Raw genomic sequence first — 14,718 nt, 5'->3', positions numbered from 1 at the left:
GCAAACCCATGGATTCCGAAAAGCCCCCATTCCGCCGCAGCCACGCCTGGTTCGGCCGCCAAGACCGTGATGGTTTTGTGCATCGCAGTTGGCTCAAAAATCAGGGCTATCCCCACGACCTGTTGGATGGTCGTCCCATCATCGGCATTTGCAACACCTGGAGTGAGCTGACACCTTGCAACGGCCACTTCCGTGAATTGGCAGAGTTTGTAAAGCGTGGTGTGTACGAGGCTGGCGGATTCCCGCTGGAATTTCCCGTCATGTCGCTCGGTGAGACCCAACTGCGTCCCACCGCCATGCTGTTTCGCAACCTGGCATCGATGGATGTCGAAGAAAGCATCCGTGGCAACCCCATCGACGGCGTTGTGCTGTTGATGGGCTGCGACAAGACCACCCCTTCTCTGATGATGGGCGCGGCGAGTTGCGATCTGCCCACCATCGGCTTGTCCGGTGGCCCCATGTTGAACGGCAAGTTCCGTGGCAAAGATGTGGGCTCAGGCACCGGCGTGTGGCAAATGTCAGAAATGGTGCGTGCCGGCGAAATGACCATGGAAGAGTTCTCTTCCTGCGAGAGCGATATGCACCGCTCCAGCGGTACCTGTATGACGATGGGCACCGCCTCCACCATGGCCAGCATGGTCGAAGCCTTGGGTATGGCACTGCCCGAAAACGCCGCTATTCCGGCAGCCGACACCCGCCGCAAGCGTTTGGCCCAGCTCACCGGCCGCCGTATTGTCGAAATGGTGAAACAGGACATCAAGATGTCCCAGATCCTCACCCGCCAGGCGTTTGAAAATGCGATCCGTACCAATGCGGCGATCGGTGGATCCACCAACGCCGTGATCCACCTGCTGGCGATAGCCGGCCGTATTGGTGTGGAATTGAAACTGGAAGATTTCGACAAGCTCGGCTCAGAAGTGAACAACATCCTGAACCTGCAGCCTTCCGGCAAATACCTGATGGAGGACTTCTGCTACGCCGGTGGCTTGCCTGCCGTCATGCGTGAAATCCTGCCGATGCTGCATGGCGACGCCTTGACCGTGAACGGCAAAACCATCCGCCAGAACGTCGAGAACGCGCCTTGCTACAACCGCGAAGTCATCAAGACCGTGGAAGAGCCGTTCATGCCAGCCGCAGGCATTGCCGTTGTGCGTGGCAATTTGGCTCCCAATGGCGCTGTGATCAAGCCTTCTGCCGCTTCCAAGCATTTGCTGCAACACCGCGGCCCGGCAGTGGTGTTCGAATCCATTGAGGATTTCCACGCCCGCATTGACGATCCGGATCTGGACATCGACGAGAACAGCGTCATGGTGCTCAAAAACTGTGGTCCCCGCGGCTACCCCGGCATGGCGGAAGTTGGCAATATGCCGCTGCCCCCCAAGGTGCTCAAAAAAGGCATTACCGACATGGTCCGCATCTCGGATGCGCGTATGAGCGGAACTGCCTACGGCACCACAGTACTGCATACCTCTCCTGAAGCGGCGGCGGGCGGCCCTTTGGCGGTCGTACAAAACGGCGACATCATTGAATTGAACGTGCCGGAACGCAAGTTGCACTTGGAGATTTCCGACGAAGAGTTGGCTCGTCGTCTTGCTGCATGGCAAGCGCCTGAGAAACCAAAACGCGGTTGGTACAAGCTATACGTCGAGACGGTTCAACAAGCGCACTTGGGTGCCGATCTCGACTTTTTGGTGGGTGGAAGCGGCGCAGCCGTTCCACGCGACTCCCACTAAGTTGCGTACTGTTTGAAGCCTTTAAGGCCCATAGCGACGGAAATACCGTTGTTATGGGCCTTTTTCGTCGTTGCGAAGCATGCTATTTTCCGCCCCATAAGCGTCGGTAGCAGCTGGATTTGGCCCCGATACAACCATAAGGAGACAGGCCATGAATATCAAAGACATGAAGATTTCCACGCGTCTGATGGCGGTGATGGGCGGCCTGACCGCATTGCTGGTCGCCGTTGTGGTGCTTGCAATCTCGCAGATGCAAGCCATGCGCAATGACACCACCGCTATCACCACCAATTGGTTACCCAGTGTGGGCCTCGTAGGCGACCTGAAAGCGGGCCTGGCGGATTTGCGGGCATGGGAAAGTCAGCATGTACTCAACACCGACGAAGGCGCCATGGAACGCATAGAAAAGCTGGCTTCGCAAGCAGTAGCCACCGTCGAGGCCCCACGGCAGGAATACGGCAAATTGGTTAACGAGCCCGACGAGAAAACCTTGTTTGATGCGCTGGAAACCGACTGGAAAGCGTATCAGGCATTGCACGTGCAACTGATCGACATGTCGACCAAACGTGAAAAGTTTCCTGCTCGCAAGCTATTGGAAGGCGATGCAAAGGTCTTGTTTGACAAAATCATTGTCACTACCAAAAAAATCTCTGAGTACAACCAGTCTGGTGCCACGTTCGCCAGTAGCAAAACGGAAAAGAGCTTCAATACAGCGCGTGCCTCCATGCTCACGGCACTGTTGCTTGGTGCAATCGCTGCGGTTTTTGCCACCCTGTGGGTGACCAAGTCAGTTACCGGGCCGATATCGACGGTGATCGATCTGGCAGACAACATCGCTGATGGTGACTTGTCCAAGACCATCAAAGTGGACTCGGCCAACGAAACCGGCCAACTGTTGGCGGCTTTGCAGCGGATGCAAAACAAGCTGGCCAGCGTGGTCTCCCAGGTGCGCTCGGGCTCCGAATCCGTAGCCACCGCCAGCGCCGAAATCGCCCAAGGCAACAACGACCTCTCCGCCCGCACCGAACAACAAGCCAGCGCTCTGGAAGAAACCGCAGCGTCCATGGAAGAACTCGGCTCCACCGTCAAACAAAACGCCGACTCCGCCCGTCAAGCCAATCAACTGGCCATGAATGCCTCTACCGTGGCTATTCAAGGTGGAGAAGTTGTCGGCCAAGTCGTGGAGACCATGAAAGGCATCAACGAATCCAGCCGCAAGATCGCAGACATCATCAGCGTCATTGACGGAATTGCCTTCCAGACCAACATCCTGGCCCTGAACGCCGCCGTTGAGGCCGCCCGGGCCGGAGAGCAAGGCCGAGGCTTTGCAGTCGTAGCCTCTGAAGTCCGGTCGCTGGCAGGACGCTCTGCCGAAGCTGCCAAAGAAATCAAAACCCTGATCAACGCCAGCGTAGAGCGGGTAGAGCAAGGCAGTAGTCTGGTAGACAAAGCCGGTGAAACCATGACCGAAGTGGTCAGCAGCATCCGCCGGGTGACGGACATCATGGGAGAAATCAGCGCCGCCAGCTCAGAACAGAGTGCCGGTGTCTCTCAGGTTGGAGAAGCAGTCACCCAGATGGATCAGGCTACGCAACAGAACGCCGCCTTGGTGGAAGAGATGGCAGCAGCTGCCAGCAGCCTGAAGAGTCAGGCCAATGATCTGGTGCAGGTGGTGGCAACCTTCAAGCTGTGAGCAGAATCAGCTCTAATCGGGGTCTGGCGCCCGTGCAGTATGCGCGAGCAGCTATTAAATTTATAGCAATTTAGACTGCTTGCTTTTACCTCATAGGGCTAGGATTTATCCACGGTAGCGTTGCACCCCGCAGGTGTTGGTAATTCCAACACGAACCCAAACCCATGTATTTTTCCGCCAAGAATGATCAGCGGAGTAAAGCTATTCGTGGCAGGTGCCCGCCATCAGACGACCACCGGCCTGTGTCCAAGTTGCTGATCAGCGACGTGGGGTCATCGGGCCGCGGCCTTCGATGTGACGGAAGTTGATACGACCCTTGCTCAGGTCATAGGGAGACAACTCCAGGGAAACACGGTCACCCGCCAGAATGCGGATGTGGTTCTTGCGCATCTTGCCTGCCGAATAGGCGATCAGCTGGTGACCATTGTCCAAGGTGACGCGGAAACGGGTGTCAGGCAACACTTCGTTAACCACGCCCATCATTTCAATCAGATCTTCTTTTGCCATAAAACTTCCTCTGAACCTATGAATTACCAGGAGCCGGTTCGAGCTTGTGTCCGGTAAAAAACTTGTGCGTTTGCAGATTCCGCCAGCGCAACAAGCGTTGAAAAATCGCCACCAAAATTCAATATTTGTGCGCGTCCCACCAGTGCAGCCGGCAATGCGCTATTTGCCAAGTTGAACTGTGTGTAAATCGTCAAACTAATTTTGGTTCTGAATTTATAAATATACAAACGCGCCAACTGCAAAGGAAGTGGACTTGTTATCCGTCTGCAGCTACCGGTAGGTATTGGGAGTCGCTCTAGAAGCCGAATAGGCGCTGGATTGGAACCTCCACAGTCGGGAGAATTGTGTTTTTGCACGAGGCTCAGACACTGCCAATCGCTTTTTGGCGACTCGCTAATGTAGCATGGAGCACTGAAACCGGAACTTCACGCCCTGTTTTGCCTCTACAGGGTGTGGTTTTCTTAGTGAAACTCGGGAATATTCAAAGCATGAAACTCTGCATTCTGGACAACGACACCATTGACGAAGCCTTGATCCCGGTGTACGGCAATTACGGTGCCATGCTGGAGAAAGTCCTTCGTGATGCCGGGGCTGCCGATTGGACAATGAATCGTTTCAGCACACCGCACGGTGAATATCCGGCGAACTTTGCAGATTACGACGCTGTGCTTCTTACGGGCAGCAAAGCAGACTCCTTCTCAGATGAGCCTTGGGTGGTAGAGCTCCGGCGTAGGGTCACCGAGCTGTTGTCCACCGACATCAAGTTGTTGGGTGTGTGTTTCGGCCATCAGTTGATCGCTCTGTGCATGGGCGCCAAAGTGGGGCGTGCACCTCAAGGCTGGGTGACAGGTCGCAACACGTACCAGTGGCACGCAGAAGATCTCGTAGACAACAACCGTGATGGTTTCGCTTTGTTGGCCAGCCACCAGGACCAGGTCTTGGAGTTACCCGAAGGCGCACGACTGCTTGCGAGCAGTGACCGATGCCCTATCGCTGCCTACTCCAAGGGCAAAGAAGTCCTGTGCATTCAACCGCATCCCGAGTTTGTAGAAGATTACAGCGCCTATCTTTTGAACAAACGTCGCGCGCTTCTGGGTGACGAGCACTACGCGTCCAGCATGGAAAGTCTGCAATACGGACACGAGGGCGCAGACTTTGCCAAAGTCATGGTCGCTTTCGTCGAAAGCAACTAACTGGTCTCAATAGCTGCCTGCAGGCTTGCTTGGTCAAGCTTTCTGGCGGCACCAAATCCGGCAACAACCCGGCCTGAAAGTGGCTTGATTTTGACAAAAGCAAAGTCCTGCAAATCGGTCATGAATCCCGCTTCAGGGAAACGTTGAACATATGCATCGCGTGCTGGAGCGTAGTCAGGACTTTGTCTGTCAATGAATTCAATATCGGCTTGAATTGACACTCTTGGCAGCGCGTGAACTTGTTCACCTGCTGTTTCTGGCTTTGAAATCAAAACTGCTGCCTGTAATTGGCGCTTCAGATAGCCAAAGTGTGGCGCCAGTGCGCTCACATGAATCAACAGGGATGCCTGCTCACGTAACAGCGCAAAGGGAACCAAGGACGCGTGGGGAAGTCCGTCATCGTCAACAGTTGCCAAAGTGGCGATGCGTTGTTCACCCAGCAGTTTTGAAATCACTGAATGAAAATTTGTGGTCTCGCTCATGCAGTGATCGTACCCGCCATCAAAAACGCCCCGCTATCGGTTGAATAGCAAGGGCGTTAAAGGTAGAGGCTTTGGTAAAACCTGCAGTGAACCGGTTCCTTGTGAGTCCCGCAATAAGTGAGGCTGTGATTCAACCCTGAGAAGAAGTGTATGGCGGTTGAGCAAGCATTAGATTGCGAAGTTGCTCTATTTCTCTATATATTTGGCATAATATTTTATAAATTTATGTTTTATAGATAGATTATGGAAATAGATCGCATAGATCAGCAAATTCTGGAAATCCTTCAAGTAGACGGCCGGATTGCCAACCAGGATTTGGCAGATCGCATTGGTTTGTCTCCCTCGCCCTGCCTGCGTAGGGTCCGGGCGCTTGAAGAATCCGGCTTGATTACGGGTTATCGCGCCATGTTGGATGCCAAAAAGCTGGGTCTGTCTTTGATCGCTTTGGTCCACATCTCCATGGACAGACATACGCCGGAACGATTTGCCAACTTTGAAGCCAGCGTTGGCGTATTGCCTGAAGTGCTTGAATGCCTGCTCATCACTGGCCAGGATGCGGACTATCAAATCAAAGTTGCAGTTAAAGACATGGATCATTACCAGACCTTGTTATTGAACAAGCTCACCCGGATTGAAGGGGTCACAGGTGTTCACTCCAGCTTTGTGCTGCGTCGTGTGATCGATAGAACCGCACTTCCCTTGGTCTAAGGTGTTTCAATGTGCCTCATCGTCTGGGACTGGGATCCGGAATCCAAAAAGTTGCTTCTTTTGAGTAATCGTGATGAAGCGTACCAACGGCCTACTCTTCCCTTGCATGCATGGCCTGATTCCAACATCTACGCAGGAAAAGACCAGGAAGCACTCGGTACTTGGTTGGGCTGCAGTCGCAAAGGCAAAATGGCAGCGGTCACCAATTTCAGGAGCGGCAAAGCACCCAATTCACAGGCAAGAAGCCGGGGTGAATTGGTTACTCAATTCTTGTCTGCTGCGCTTGATGCCGAAGAATATATCAACGAACTTTCGACACAAGCTGATGCTTACAACGCGTTCAACTTGTTGGTATTCGACGGTGAAACTTTGGCTGGCTTTGAAAGCCATACGGGTCAGATTCTGACCATGTTGCCGGGCATTTCGGGCGTGTCGAATGCTGGATTTGACACACCCTGGCCCAAGTTGGTGGCTACTAAGAGCAAACTTTCACATCTTCGAGAAACGAAAAGCGTTTCTGAAGAAGATTACTTTGCTTTACTGAGCGATAGTCGCCTTGCAAGTTTGAACACCTGCCCCTCAACCGGTGTCCCGCAACACATCGAACACCAGCTGTCTGCTGTCTTTATCAAAATGCCCGGATATGGAACACGGGCTAGCAGTCTTGTGCAGATTGACCCTGCTGCTATCTCATTCCAAGAACGTACGTTCAATGAACGAGGATTGCAGGGTCAAACAAATTTGCAGTTTCCTATCAGCGCTTAACGCGCGTCAGGTAGCTCAATTTTGACTTCCAGCACTTCCAGGTTGTCCTGACGTTCCAGGTTGACTTTGATATCGTCAGGATTGATCTTGATGTACTTGCTGATGACAGCAACCAGATCCCGTTGCAGATCGGGCAGATAGTCAGGTTCCGCTGCATTCCGGCCACTGCGTTCATGGGCCAGGATGATTTGCAACCGTTCCTTTGCAACACTTGCTGTCTTCTTTTTCTCGCCGATCAGAAATGAAAGGAATGACATAGCCTCATTTCCCTCCGAACAGGCGCTTCAGCAAACCTTGTTTGGGAGCCTCGGTAAATCGCATGGGCTTTTCAGCACCCAAAAAGCGATCGATCACGTCTTTATAGGCTTCAGATACATCGCTGCCTTGCATGTGTACAGCAGGAACGCCCTGGTTCGATGCTTGCAAAACAGATTCACTTTCAGGTATCACACCAATCAACGGTATGCGCAAGATATCCTGAATATCTTCTAGGGACAGCATCTGCCCTTGGTCTACGCGTGCCGGGTTGTAACGTGTGATGAGCAAATGCTCCTTGATCGGCGTTGTACCTTCCATCGCACGCTTGGTCTTGCTCGACAGCATTCCGAGAATGCGGTCTGAATCGCGCTCGGATGAGACCTCCGGATTGGTGACCACCAGGGCTTCGTCAGCGAAATGCATTGCCATCAGTGCGCCGGTCTCAATACCAGCAGGCGAGTCGCACACGATGTACTCGAAGTCCATGGACGACAGGTCATTCAGCACCCGCTCCACGCCTTCCTGCGTGAGCGCATCTTTGTCGCGTGTTTGTGAAGCAGCAAGGATGTACAAGTTATCGCATTGCTTATCCTTGATCAGTGCCTGATTCAGGTTGGCTTCGCCCTGAATCACATTGATCAGGTCATAGACGACACGACGCTCACAGCCCATGATCAGGTCCAGATTGCGCAAACCCACATCAAAGTCAATGACAGCGGTTTTGTGTCCACGCAATGCCAACCCTGTTGCAAAACTAGCGCTGGTTGTCGTTTTGCCAACCCCGCCTTTGCCCGATGTAACAACAATGATCTTGGCCATGTGAAGCAGGTCCTTCAAAAAGAAGTGAAATGTTTCAAGCCTTGAGGGCTTCTATCAATAATTTTTCTTGTCCGTCATCACTGAGCCGGACTTGAGCCGTCTTCCCATGGACCTCCTTGGGAAACGGATTCTCACTGGTGCGATACACGCCAGCAATGGAAACCAACTCCGGTTCCAGTGATAGCGCAAAAATTCTCGCTTTGGCATTTCCTCTGGCACCTGCCATGGCTTTGCCGCGTAAAGCTGCGTACACATGAATGTTACCGTCAGCCACTACTTCAGCGCCTTGGTTGACCATAGCCAAAACCACTAGATCACAGCCCTTGGCATAGACTTTTTGTCCAGATCTCAATGGTTTGTCTATCACCATGGTCGCTGGCCCGGGAACTTCACGGATGACTTCCTGAACCAGTGTCTGCCTTGGTTCGGGAATTACCGTGGCAGCTTTTGAACGCTGAACTTCCGGCTCCGCTTTGAACAGACCTAGCTTCTCCGCAGCTTCAGCCCAAGCAGGGTGGTTACAACGGTAGGCAACAGGAATTAGATTGCAGGTTTTCAAGACCCGTAGCAGAGGTTCTAGTCCTTGCGCTGGTACATCGACATCCAAGGATGAGAAATCCAGGACCAGGCCATCCTTCTCAAAGAAATCCGGTGTTTCGCCCTGCGGTCCGAATGCAGCGTTCAACTCTTCCGCAAGGGTTTGAAAGTCGCTGGTCTTCACCAGCAAAGCAACCAACGGCAATTGGGCGCTTTTGATTTCAAACGTGCTGCGTTTTGAGGATGACGGTTGCATGGCAGAGGGTGCTGGCATGAAAGGGTTAAGACAGATTCATCAGAAGGTGGCAAATCTTACTTGATGCGAAGGTGTCTTCCCTTTATTTATCGATGGAAATTGCAGATGTACACAAGATTTCTCAAAATAAATTCATTGTTGCAAAAGTGGGGAAAAAGTTTTCCTTGCTATTGTCTTAATTCTTTAAATTCAAAATAGTAGTAGTAGATAAGGAAAGCATTTTTCTGTTGATAAGCCATAAAAATCTATATAAATCAATAGCTTAAAGCTCATCTACTCTTGTGCGTGACTGTGCTTTGGTTTTGTACCCGGAACAGGGATAAGTTTGAAAAAAACCTATGAACTGTGGATAAGTAGAAGTTGTCATCGAGTTTATACACAGGGTTATGCTCATTTGCTTGTGTTGTTGACACGTGCCATTTACAACGCACTTTTGTTCCGGTTTCACCATTTCAGCTGACAATGCCTTTGCGCTTGAAACAGGGTGTGCGCCAGAAAGAGAAGCAAGCATGGTTGAGAAACGTTCATTCGAGATTGCCCGAGAGACTTTGAAGCAGCTCACGGCACGAAAACTGGTCCCTACGCCGGCCAACTACCAGTCTGTCTATAACGAGATAGCCGGTATTCCTTCTGTGCAACCGTTTCCGGCAGACTTTCTGCGTGATCTGTCCCAGTCGTTGCCACTCAAGACACCAGGCCAGCAGAAACAAAAAGGCTTATTGGATTACGCGATCGACCGTTTGAGTTGGGACGGTGTGAAAGCGGCGCTGGTGGGTTATGGAGCGTTTGCACCTGTCGTCGGGTCAGATGCAGGTACATCGCCTTTGGCGTCATCTTTGCCGGTTAACGCAGAGCAACCGTCATCGAATCCACCAGCCTTGACGGCGGAGTTTTTTGCGCAAATCGCCAGGTTGATTGAATACGCACAACCGGCGTTGGGTTCAGACGACGAGCGTTTTGTGGAGCAAACCGGCCTTTTGCTTCAGGCAATGCGCAAACCGGATGCGGATGCCTTCACATTGAAGACCATGTTGGTGAATTACAGCCACCGGCTTTCCTTTGCAGCGGAAGACCAGGCCGAAATTCGCAAGGGCCTTCTCAAGCTACTGCATTTGATTTTCACGAACATTGGTGAGCTGAGTCTGGATGAACAGTGGCTCAAAGGTCAGATGGATGCGTTGATGAGTGTGTCAACACCGCCATTGAGTCTGCGACGGTTGGATGAACTGGAACGGCTTCTGGGTGATGTTATCTTCAAGCAAAAAGACGCCAAATACAAAGCGTTGGAAGCTCAAGATGAAATGCGACGCATGCTGGCTGCATTTATCGAACGGCTTGCCCAGATGACCCAGTCCACCGGCACGTTTCAAAGCAAACTGGAAGAAAGTGCCCGCCTGATTGAGCAAGCCAAGAGCATCGCAGACATTGCGCCCGTGTTGAAGGAAGTTGTGGGCACAACACGCAATATGGCGCAAGAAAGCCAGCTGTCACGAGAACAGTTGGGTGCAATGCAGGAACGTGCCAAACAGACAGAGGCTGAGCTGGCCAAACTGCATAAGGAACTCGACAGGGTCAGCTTGCAGGCCCGACATGATGCGCTCACAGGTGCCTTGAATCGCAAGGGTTTGGATGAGGCGTTGAACCGGGAAATATCCACCATGCGTCGCAATGAAAGCGTGCTCAGCGTGGCTCTGCTGGATATTGACAACTTCAAGAAGCTGAACGATACCTTGGGTCACGCAACCGGCGACGTGGCTTTGACGCATTTGGCTGCGGTCGCCAAGGAATGTATGCGCCCCCAGGACACACTTGCCCGCTATGGCGGCGAAGAATTTGTCATTCTTTTGCCCGACACACCATTGGACAAAGGCATTGAAGCCATGACCCGTTTGCAGCGGGAATTGACCAAACGTTTCTTTTTGGCCGGAACAGAGAAAGTACTGATTACCTTCAGTGCAGGTGTTGCTCAAGTCCTTGCTGAAGAAGAACCAGCTGATGCCATACGGCGAGCGGATCAGGCAATGTATCTGGCAAAGCGGGCTGGCAAAAACCGTGTTTTGGGTGCCTGAAGCAGCTGGCTACAGCGCGGAAGTCAGGAACCACTGAATCAGGAACTTAGCGGCAAAGCCCACCATGCCAAAAGCCAAGCCCAAGAAAAGCACAAAGGTGCCAAACTTACCTGCTTTGGATTCCCATGCCAGTTGTCCGATGATGAAGAGCATGTAGAGCATAAAAGCTCCCACGCCGAAAGTAAGCCCAAAAGCGGCGATCTGTTCTTCTGAAAAGCCGAACATCACTTCGCTCCCGTACCGGGAGTCGAACCCTTGTCCTGAAGGTTGGTATCAATGTCAGGTGCAACCAGATCCCGATAGGCGTGCCAACTGGCATGCCCCAGCATCGGAATCACAAAAATCAGACCTATCAAAAGGGAAGCTAGTCCCAGAAATGTGAACCCCATGATCAAAGCAGCCCACCAGGCCATAACGCCAGGGTTGCTAAGAACCACTTGCCAGCTAGTCAGTACAGCGGTTTTGATATTGACTTTGCGGTCCAGCAGCAAAGGCATGGCGACAACACTGGATGCGAACATGGGCGCTGCCAATATGGCACCCATAGCCAGCCAGAGCTCAAAGAGACAGCCATGCGGTGAGAGAACTACCAACTGAATGAAATCTGCAGGAGAGTTCACAGGGGCCGGTGCCAGCAAGGTAATGAGTGCTGCGGATGTGAGTACCCATGTCGTAGCGGCACCTGCTAACAGAATGCCAAAACGCAACATGCACCAATAGTCCTCGCTCCATCGATTGAGGCGCTGGTTCTGCCAATTCAGCCAAGTTTGTGCAATGACTTCCCAGTCGGCAGGCTCATCCCGTTCAATTGCACGACTCAGTGCATACAAGCTCGTCGCCAGCACTGGAGCAACGACCAAGAATCCCGTTAGTGCTCCTGCCAAAAGCCAAAATTTGTCTCTTGCGAACGCGACAATGGCAGCGCCGATAAAGGTCAATATCAGTCCATGGGACAGACTTGCGATACCGGAATGTTGGATATCTCGCCAACCCATGCCTAGCCACACCAAAGGCCGCATGAAGCCGACAGTGCGGACGGAGATAACTGGTGTTGGCAATGGGTTCATGGTCAAGAACAGTCTACGGGAGTCACCCCGCAGAGTTCTTGACCATGATCAAGGAGAAGCGCTCACAGAGCGTTTAGCAATGCTTAATGCTTGGACATGCCGCCGCCATGGTGCCCCTTCATGTTGGCAAATTCGGTGTCAAATACCTTTTTTTGTTCCGCAGTCAGCGTGCCATAAAAGGTTTTAACGGCCTGATCGCGCTGTTCCATTTGTGCGGTGCGGGCAGCCATATGCTCAGTACGCAGTGCTTTGATTTTGTCCAGGCGTTCCGGCGTGGGCAGCTTGGCGAGCTCAGCGCGATCCGTGGCGGGTTTGGTTTGCGGTGCTGGCGGCTTCATGCTGTTGGAGAAAGCAGTCCAGTTGGCTTCCTGTGCCGCTGTAATTTTGAGTTTTGCTTTCAGTTCCGCGCTGCGCTTGGCATGCATTTCTTCCATTTTGGCGGGGTCCATGCGGTGCATCCCGGGCCGTTGGTCGTACTGGCCTTCATCAGCACCGTGCTTCTGCGCCAATACGGAAAAACCGGCACTGGCCAACAGGCCGGCGACCACCAGAGTTTTGAATGCGGGTTTCATAGGAGTGTCCTTAAAGTGGATACCTGCAGCAGACATTGCCTTCAGGTTGAAACCGAGTGTTGCTTCAGCATGTAACGCTGGCATGCAGAAGCGATATCGATTTGTAAAGATGCATGAAAATGTCTGATTAACAAATTGATAGGTGTTGTGTGTTTAAAAACGTGATCGTGTACCGCTTGGTGTCCCCTTGGTCTGTGACGCAGGCCCAACTTGAAGATGCATTGCAGGCGGACCGTTTTGTGGAATGCGGTGCCAGTCAGGAAAAATCAGTAGGCTGGACAGAGCCCCGGGGTCAAGCACATGGACCTTTGGTAGAAGTAGTGGGTGGCCAGTGGGTGTTGAAGCTCATGATGGAAGTGAAATCTGTTCCCGGCTCGGTCGTCAAACGCAAGGTCGAAGAACAGGTTGCCCAGATCGAAGTCAGCACCGGCCGCAAACCCGGCAAAAAAGAAGTCCGAGAGTTGCGGGATGACGCACGCCTTGCTTTATTGCCCATGGCATTTACCAAGCAAGGTAGCGTGGGGGTGTGGATAGATCCCAAAAGCGGCTGGCTCGTGTTGGATGCAGGCAGCCAAGGCAAGGCGGATGAGGTGATGACTGCATTGATCAAAGCCATCCCCGATTTTGCAGTTCAGTTGGTCAATACCCAGATATCTCCCGCAGCAGCCATGGCTGTGTGGTTGTCCACACGGGAATCACCTACAGATTTTTCCGTTGACCGGGAATGTGAGCTGAAAGCCTCCGACGAATCCAAAGCAGTGGTGCGCTACACCCGACATCCTCTCGATACTGAAGAGGTGAGCCAACACATCGCCTTGGGAAAAATGCCGACCCGCTTGGCCATGACCTGGAACGACCGGGTTTCCTTTGTGTTGACTGAAGCCTTGCAACTCAAAAAAGTCACGTTTCTCGACACTGTGTTTGAAGAAGCCTCCAAGGCGGCAGGGGATGGCAAGGACGACAACTTTGATGCCGATGTCATCATTTCCACCGGTGAACTGTCCCAATTGATTCCGGACTTGATGGAGGCTTTGGGTGGCGAAGTTCCCTTGGGGTCCATGCCGGGAGCATCTGCGTAAAGACGCGATGGCGGTAGGGGTTTGGCAAAACTTCTGCCGGTTCGTCACACGACTTGGCTACTCTGCTACTTTTTTGGGGAGACACCATGCCGCGCAAGACAGCCCAAGACTTTGATCAGGAACTGCTCATTCTTTTTGATGCCTATGTGCATGGTGTCGTAGACCGGCGGGGGTTCCTGGAAAAAGCCCAGAAGTTCGCCGTTGGAGGCATGACAGCAGTAGGTTTGCTGGCTGCGTTGAGCCCGGACTTTGCTTCTGCCCAGCAGGTTGCCAAAGATGACAAACGTATCGTTACCTCTTCGGTGGAACTTCCATCACCCGCAGGCTATGGAACTGCCAAAGGGTACTTGGTACGTCCCGCAGGCGCGCAAGGCAAGTTGCCGACCATTCTGGTGGTGCATGAAAACCGGGGCTTGAATCCACACATTGAAGACATCGCTCGTCGCCTTGCCCTGGAGGGCTATCTGGTCTTTGCGCCGGATGCCTTGGCGCCCTTGGGAGGCTATCCCGGCGATGAAGACAAAGCCAGAACCTTGTTTGCGACTTTGGACCAGAAGAAGACAGCAGAAGACTTTGTGGCTTCTGCCCAGTGGTTGCAATCCCACCCGGACGCGACAGGCAAATTGGGGGTTGTCGGTTTCTGCTACGGTGGGGGTGTCGCACATGCACTGGCTGTGCGGTTGCCCAACTTGTCGGCTGCAGTACCGTTCTATGGCAACCACCCGGCAGCAGAAGACGCTGCCAAAGTCAAAGCGCCTTTGTTGATCCATTTCGCCGGGGTAGACGAACGCATCAATGGGGCCTGGCCTGTTTATGAAGCGGCCCTGAAAGCAGCAGGGGTACGTTACACCGCGCACCAATACGCTGGCACCCAGCATGGTTTCAACAACGACACCACGCCCCGCTTTGATGCTGCAGCTGCCAAGCTAGCGTGGGAACGCACCTTGGCGTTCTTTAGCCAGACTTTGAAGGTCTAAGCC

At 52.8% G+C, this 14,718-nt stretch carries 17 protein-coding genes; 8 read left to right on the top strand and 9 right to left on the bottom strand.

Going from position 1 to position 14,718, the window contains the following annotated elements; genetic code table 11:
* The first annotated feature begins 8 nt into the window (after positions 1–8).
* Both ACOAP0_RS10245 and ACOAP0_RS10240 read left to right on the top strand, forming a co-directional pair.
* A complete protein-coding gene (locus ACOAP0_RS10245) occupies positions 9–1,733 on the top strand; it encodes an IlvD/Edd family dehydratase (protein ID WP_087495724.1) in 1,725 nt (574 codons plus the stop codon).
* 151 nt (positions 1,734–1,884) lie between these two features.
* Complete coding sequence (locus ACOAP0_RS10240) at positions 1,885–3,426, top strand: methyl-accepting chemotaxis protein (RefSeq protein ID WP_498391398.1); 1,542 nt, start codon at positions 1,885–1,887, stop codon at positions 3,424–3,426.
* Between the two features lie 258 nt (positions 3,427–3,684).
* Here the strand turns inward: ACOAP0_RS10240 and infA are convergent, their stop codons facing one another.
* The gene (infA, locus tag ACOAP0_RS10235; protein ID WP_087495722.1) at positions 3,685–3,933 is read right to left on the bottom strand and encodes a translation initiation factor IF-1; all 249 of its coding nucleotides are present in this window, start codon (positions 3,931–3,933) and stop codon (positions 3,685–3,687) included.
* A gap of 23 nt (positions 3,934–3,956) precedes the next feature.
* The gene (locus tag ACOAP0_RS10230; protein ID WP_498376312.1) at positions 3,957–4,175 is read right to left on the bottom strand and encodes a hypothetical protein; all 219 of its coding nucleotides are present in this window, start codon (positions 4,173–4,175) and stop codon (positions 3,957–3,959) included.
* Positions 4,176–4,421: 246 nt separating this feature from the next.
* Here ACOAP0_RS10230 and ACOAP0_RS10225 point away from each other — a divergent pair, with 246 nt between their 5' ends.
* Positions 4,422–5,126, top strand: a complete 705-nt coding sequence (locus tag ACOAP0_RS10225; RefSeq protein WP_498376311.1) for a glutamine amidotransferase-related protein — start codon at positions 4,422–4,424, stop codon at positions 5,124–5,126.
* Here the strand turns inward: ACOAP0_RS10225 and ACOAP0_RS10220 are convergent.
* The gene (locus tag ACOAP0_RS10220) at positions 5,123–5,608 is read right to left on the bottom strand and encodes a HugZ family pyridoxamine 5'-phosphate oxidase (protein WP_498376310.1); all 486 of its coding nucleotides are present in this window, start codon (positions 5,606–5,608) and stop codon (positions 5,123–5,125) included. The genes ACOAP0_RS10225 and ACOAP0_RS10220 overlap by 4 nt on opposite strands.
* 243 nt (positions 5,609–5,851) lie before the next feature.
* Between ACOAP0_RS10220 and ACOAP0_RS10215 the strand changes: the two genes are divergently transcribed.
* Both ACOAP0_RS10215 and ACOAP0_RS10210 read left to right on the top strand, forming a co-directional pair.
* Positions 5,852–6,316, top strand: a complete 465-nt coding sequence (locus ACOAP0_RS10215; RefSeq protein WP_087495719.1) for an Lrp/AsnC family transcriptional regulator — start codon at positions 5,852–5,854, stop codon at positions 6,314–6,316.
* A 9-nt stretch (positions 6,317–6,325) separates the two neighbouring features.
* Positions 6,326–7,081, top strand: coding sequence for an NRDE family protein (locus ACOAP0_RS10210; protein WP_498376309.1), 756 nt, complete (start codon positions 6,326–6,328; stop codon positions 7,079–7,081).
* Here the strand turns inward: ACOAP0_RS10210 and minE are convergent.
* Genes minE through minC form a run of 3 tightly spaced genes read right to left on the bottom strand, consistent with a single transcriptional unit; the run spans position 7,078 to position 8,951 of the window.
* Positions 7,078–7,338, bottom strand: coding sequence for a cell division topological specificity factor MinE (gene minE / locus ACOAP0_RS10205; RefSeq protein WP_087495717.1), 261 nt, complete (start codon positions 7,336–7,338; stop codon positions 7,078–7,080). The genes ACOAP0_RS10210 and minE overlap by 4 nt on opposite strands.
* Positions 7,339–7,342: 4 nt before the next feature.
* Positions 7,343–8,158, bottom strand: coding sequence for a septum site-determining protein MinD (minD, locus tag ACOAP0_RS10200; protein WP_498376308.1), 816 nt, complete (start codon positions 8,156–8,158; stop codon positions 7,343–7,345).
* Positions 8,159–8,192: 34 nt separating this feature from the next.
* A complete protein-coding gene (gene minC / locus ACOAP0_RS10195; protein ID WP_498391397.1) occupies positions 8,193–8,951 on the bottom strand; it encodes a septum site-determining protein MinC in 759 nt (252 codons plus the stop codon).
* Positions 8,952–9,460: 509 nt separating this feature from the next.
* On the opposite strand from minC, the gene ACOAP0_RS10190 reads away from it, so the two are divergent.
* Positions 9,461–11,020: a sensor domain-containing diguanylate cyclase gene (locus ACOAP0_RS10190; protein WP_498376307.1), complete on the top strand. Its 1,560-nt coding sequence runs from the start codon at positions 9,461–9,463 to the stop codon at positions 11,018–11,020.
* Positions 11,021–11,029: 9 nt separating this feature from the next.
* On the opposite strand, the gene ACOAP0_RS10185 is transcribed toward ACOAP0_RS10190, so the two are convergent.
* The 3 genes from ACOAP0_RS10185 to ACOAP0_RS10175 all read right to left on the bottom strand — a co-directional run bounded on the left by ACOAP0_RS10185 (position 11,030) and on the right by ACOAP0_RS10175 (position 12,659).
* Positions 11,030–11,245 (bottom strand): DUF2788 domain-containing protein, encoded by a 216-nt coding sequence (locus ACOAP0_RS10185; protein ID WP_313868168.1) that lies wholly within the window; start codon positions 11,243–11,245, stop codon positions 11,030–11,032.
* Positions 11,245–12,087 (bottom strand): DUF2189 domain-containing protein, encoded by an 843-nt coding sequence (locus ACOAP0_RS10180; protein WP_498377770.1) that lies wholly within the window; start codon positions 12,085–12,087, stop codon positions 11,245–11,247. The genes ACOAP0_RS10185 and ACOAP0_RS10180 overlap by 1 nt, the downstream gene beginning before the upstream one ends.
* 83 nt (positions 12,088–12,170) lie before the next feature.
* Complete coding sequence (locus ACOAP0_RS10175) at positions 12,171–12,659, bottom strand: Spy/CpxP family protein refolding chaperone (RefSeq protein WP_498376306.1); 489 nt, start codon at positions 12,657–12,659, stop codon at positions 12,171–12,173.
* 149 nt (positions 12,660–12,808) lie between these two features.
* Between ACOAP0_RS10175 and ACOAP0_RS10170 the strand changes: the two genes are divergently transcribed.
* Together ACOAP0_RS10170 and ACOAP0_RS10165 are read left to right on the top strand one after the other, a co-directional pair.
* Complete coding sequence (locus tag ACOAP0_RS10170) at positions 12,809–13,738, top strand: recombination-associated protein RdgC (protein WP_498376304.1); 930 nt, start codon at positions 12,809–12,811, stop codon at positions 13,736–13,738.
* 86 nt (positions 13,739–13,824) lie between these two features.
* Positions 13,825–14,715 carry a dienelactone hydrolase family protein gene (locus ACOAP0_RS10165; RefSeq protein WP_498376303.1) on the top strand — a complete coding sequence of 297 codons (891 nt, stop codon included), beginning with the start codon at positions 13,825–13,827 and terminating at the stop codon, positions 14,713–14,715.
* Positions 14,716–14,718: the final 3 nt, after the last annotated feature.

It is taken from the genome of Curvibacter sp. Hmag1.1 (assembly GCF_059769165.1).
The sequence above is the reverse complement of the archived record's forward strand: the minus strand, read 5'-3'. Positions and strand labels throughout refer to the sequence as shown.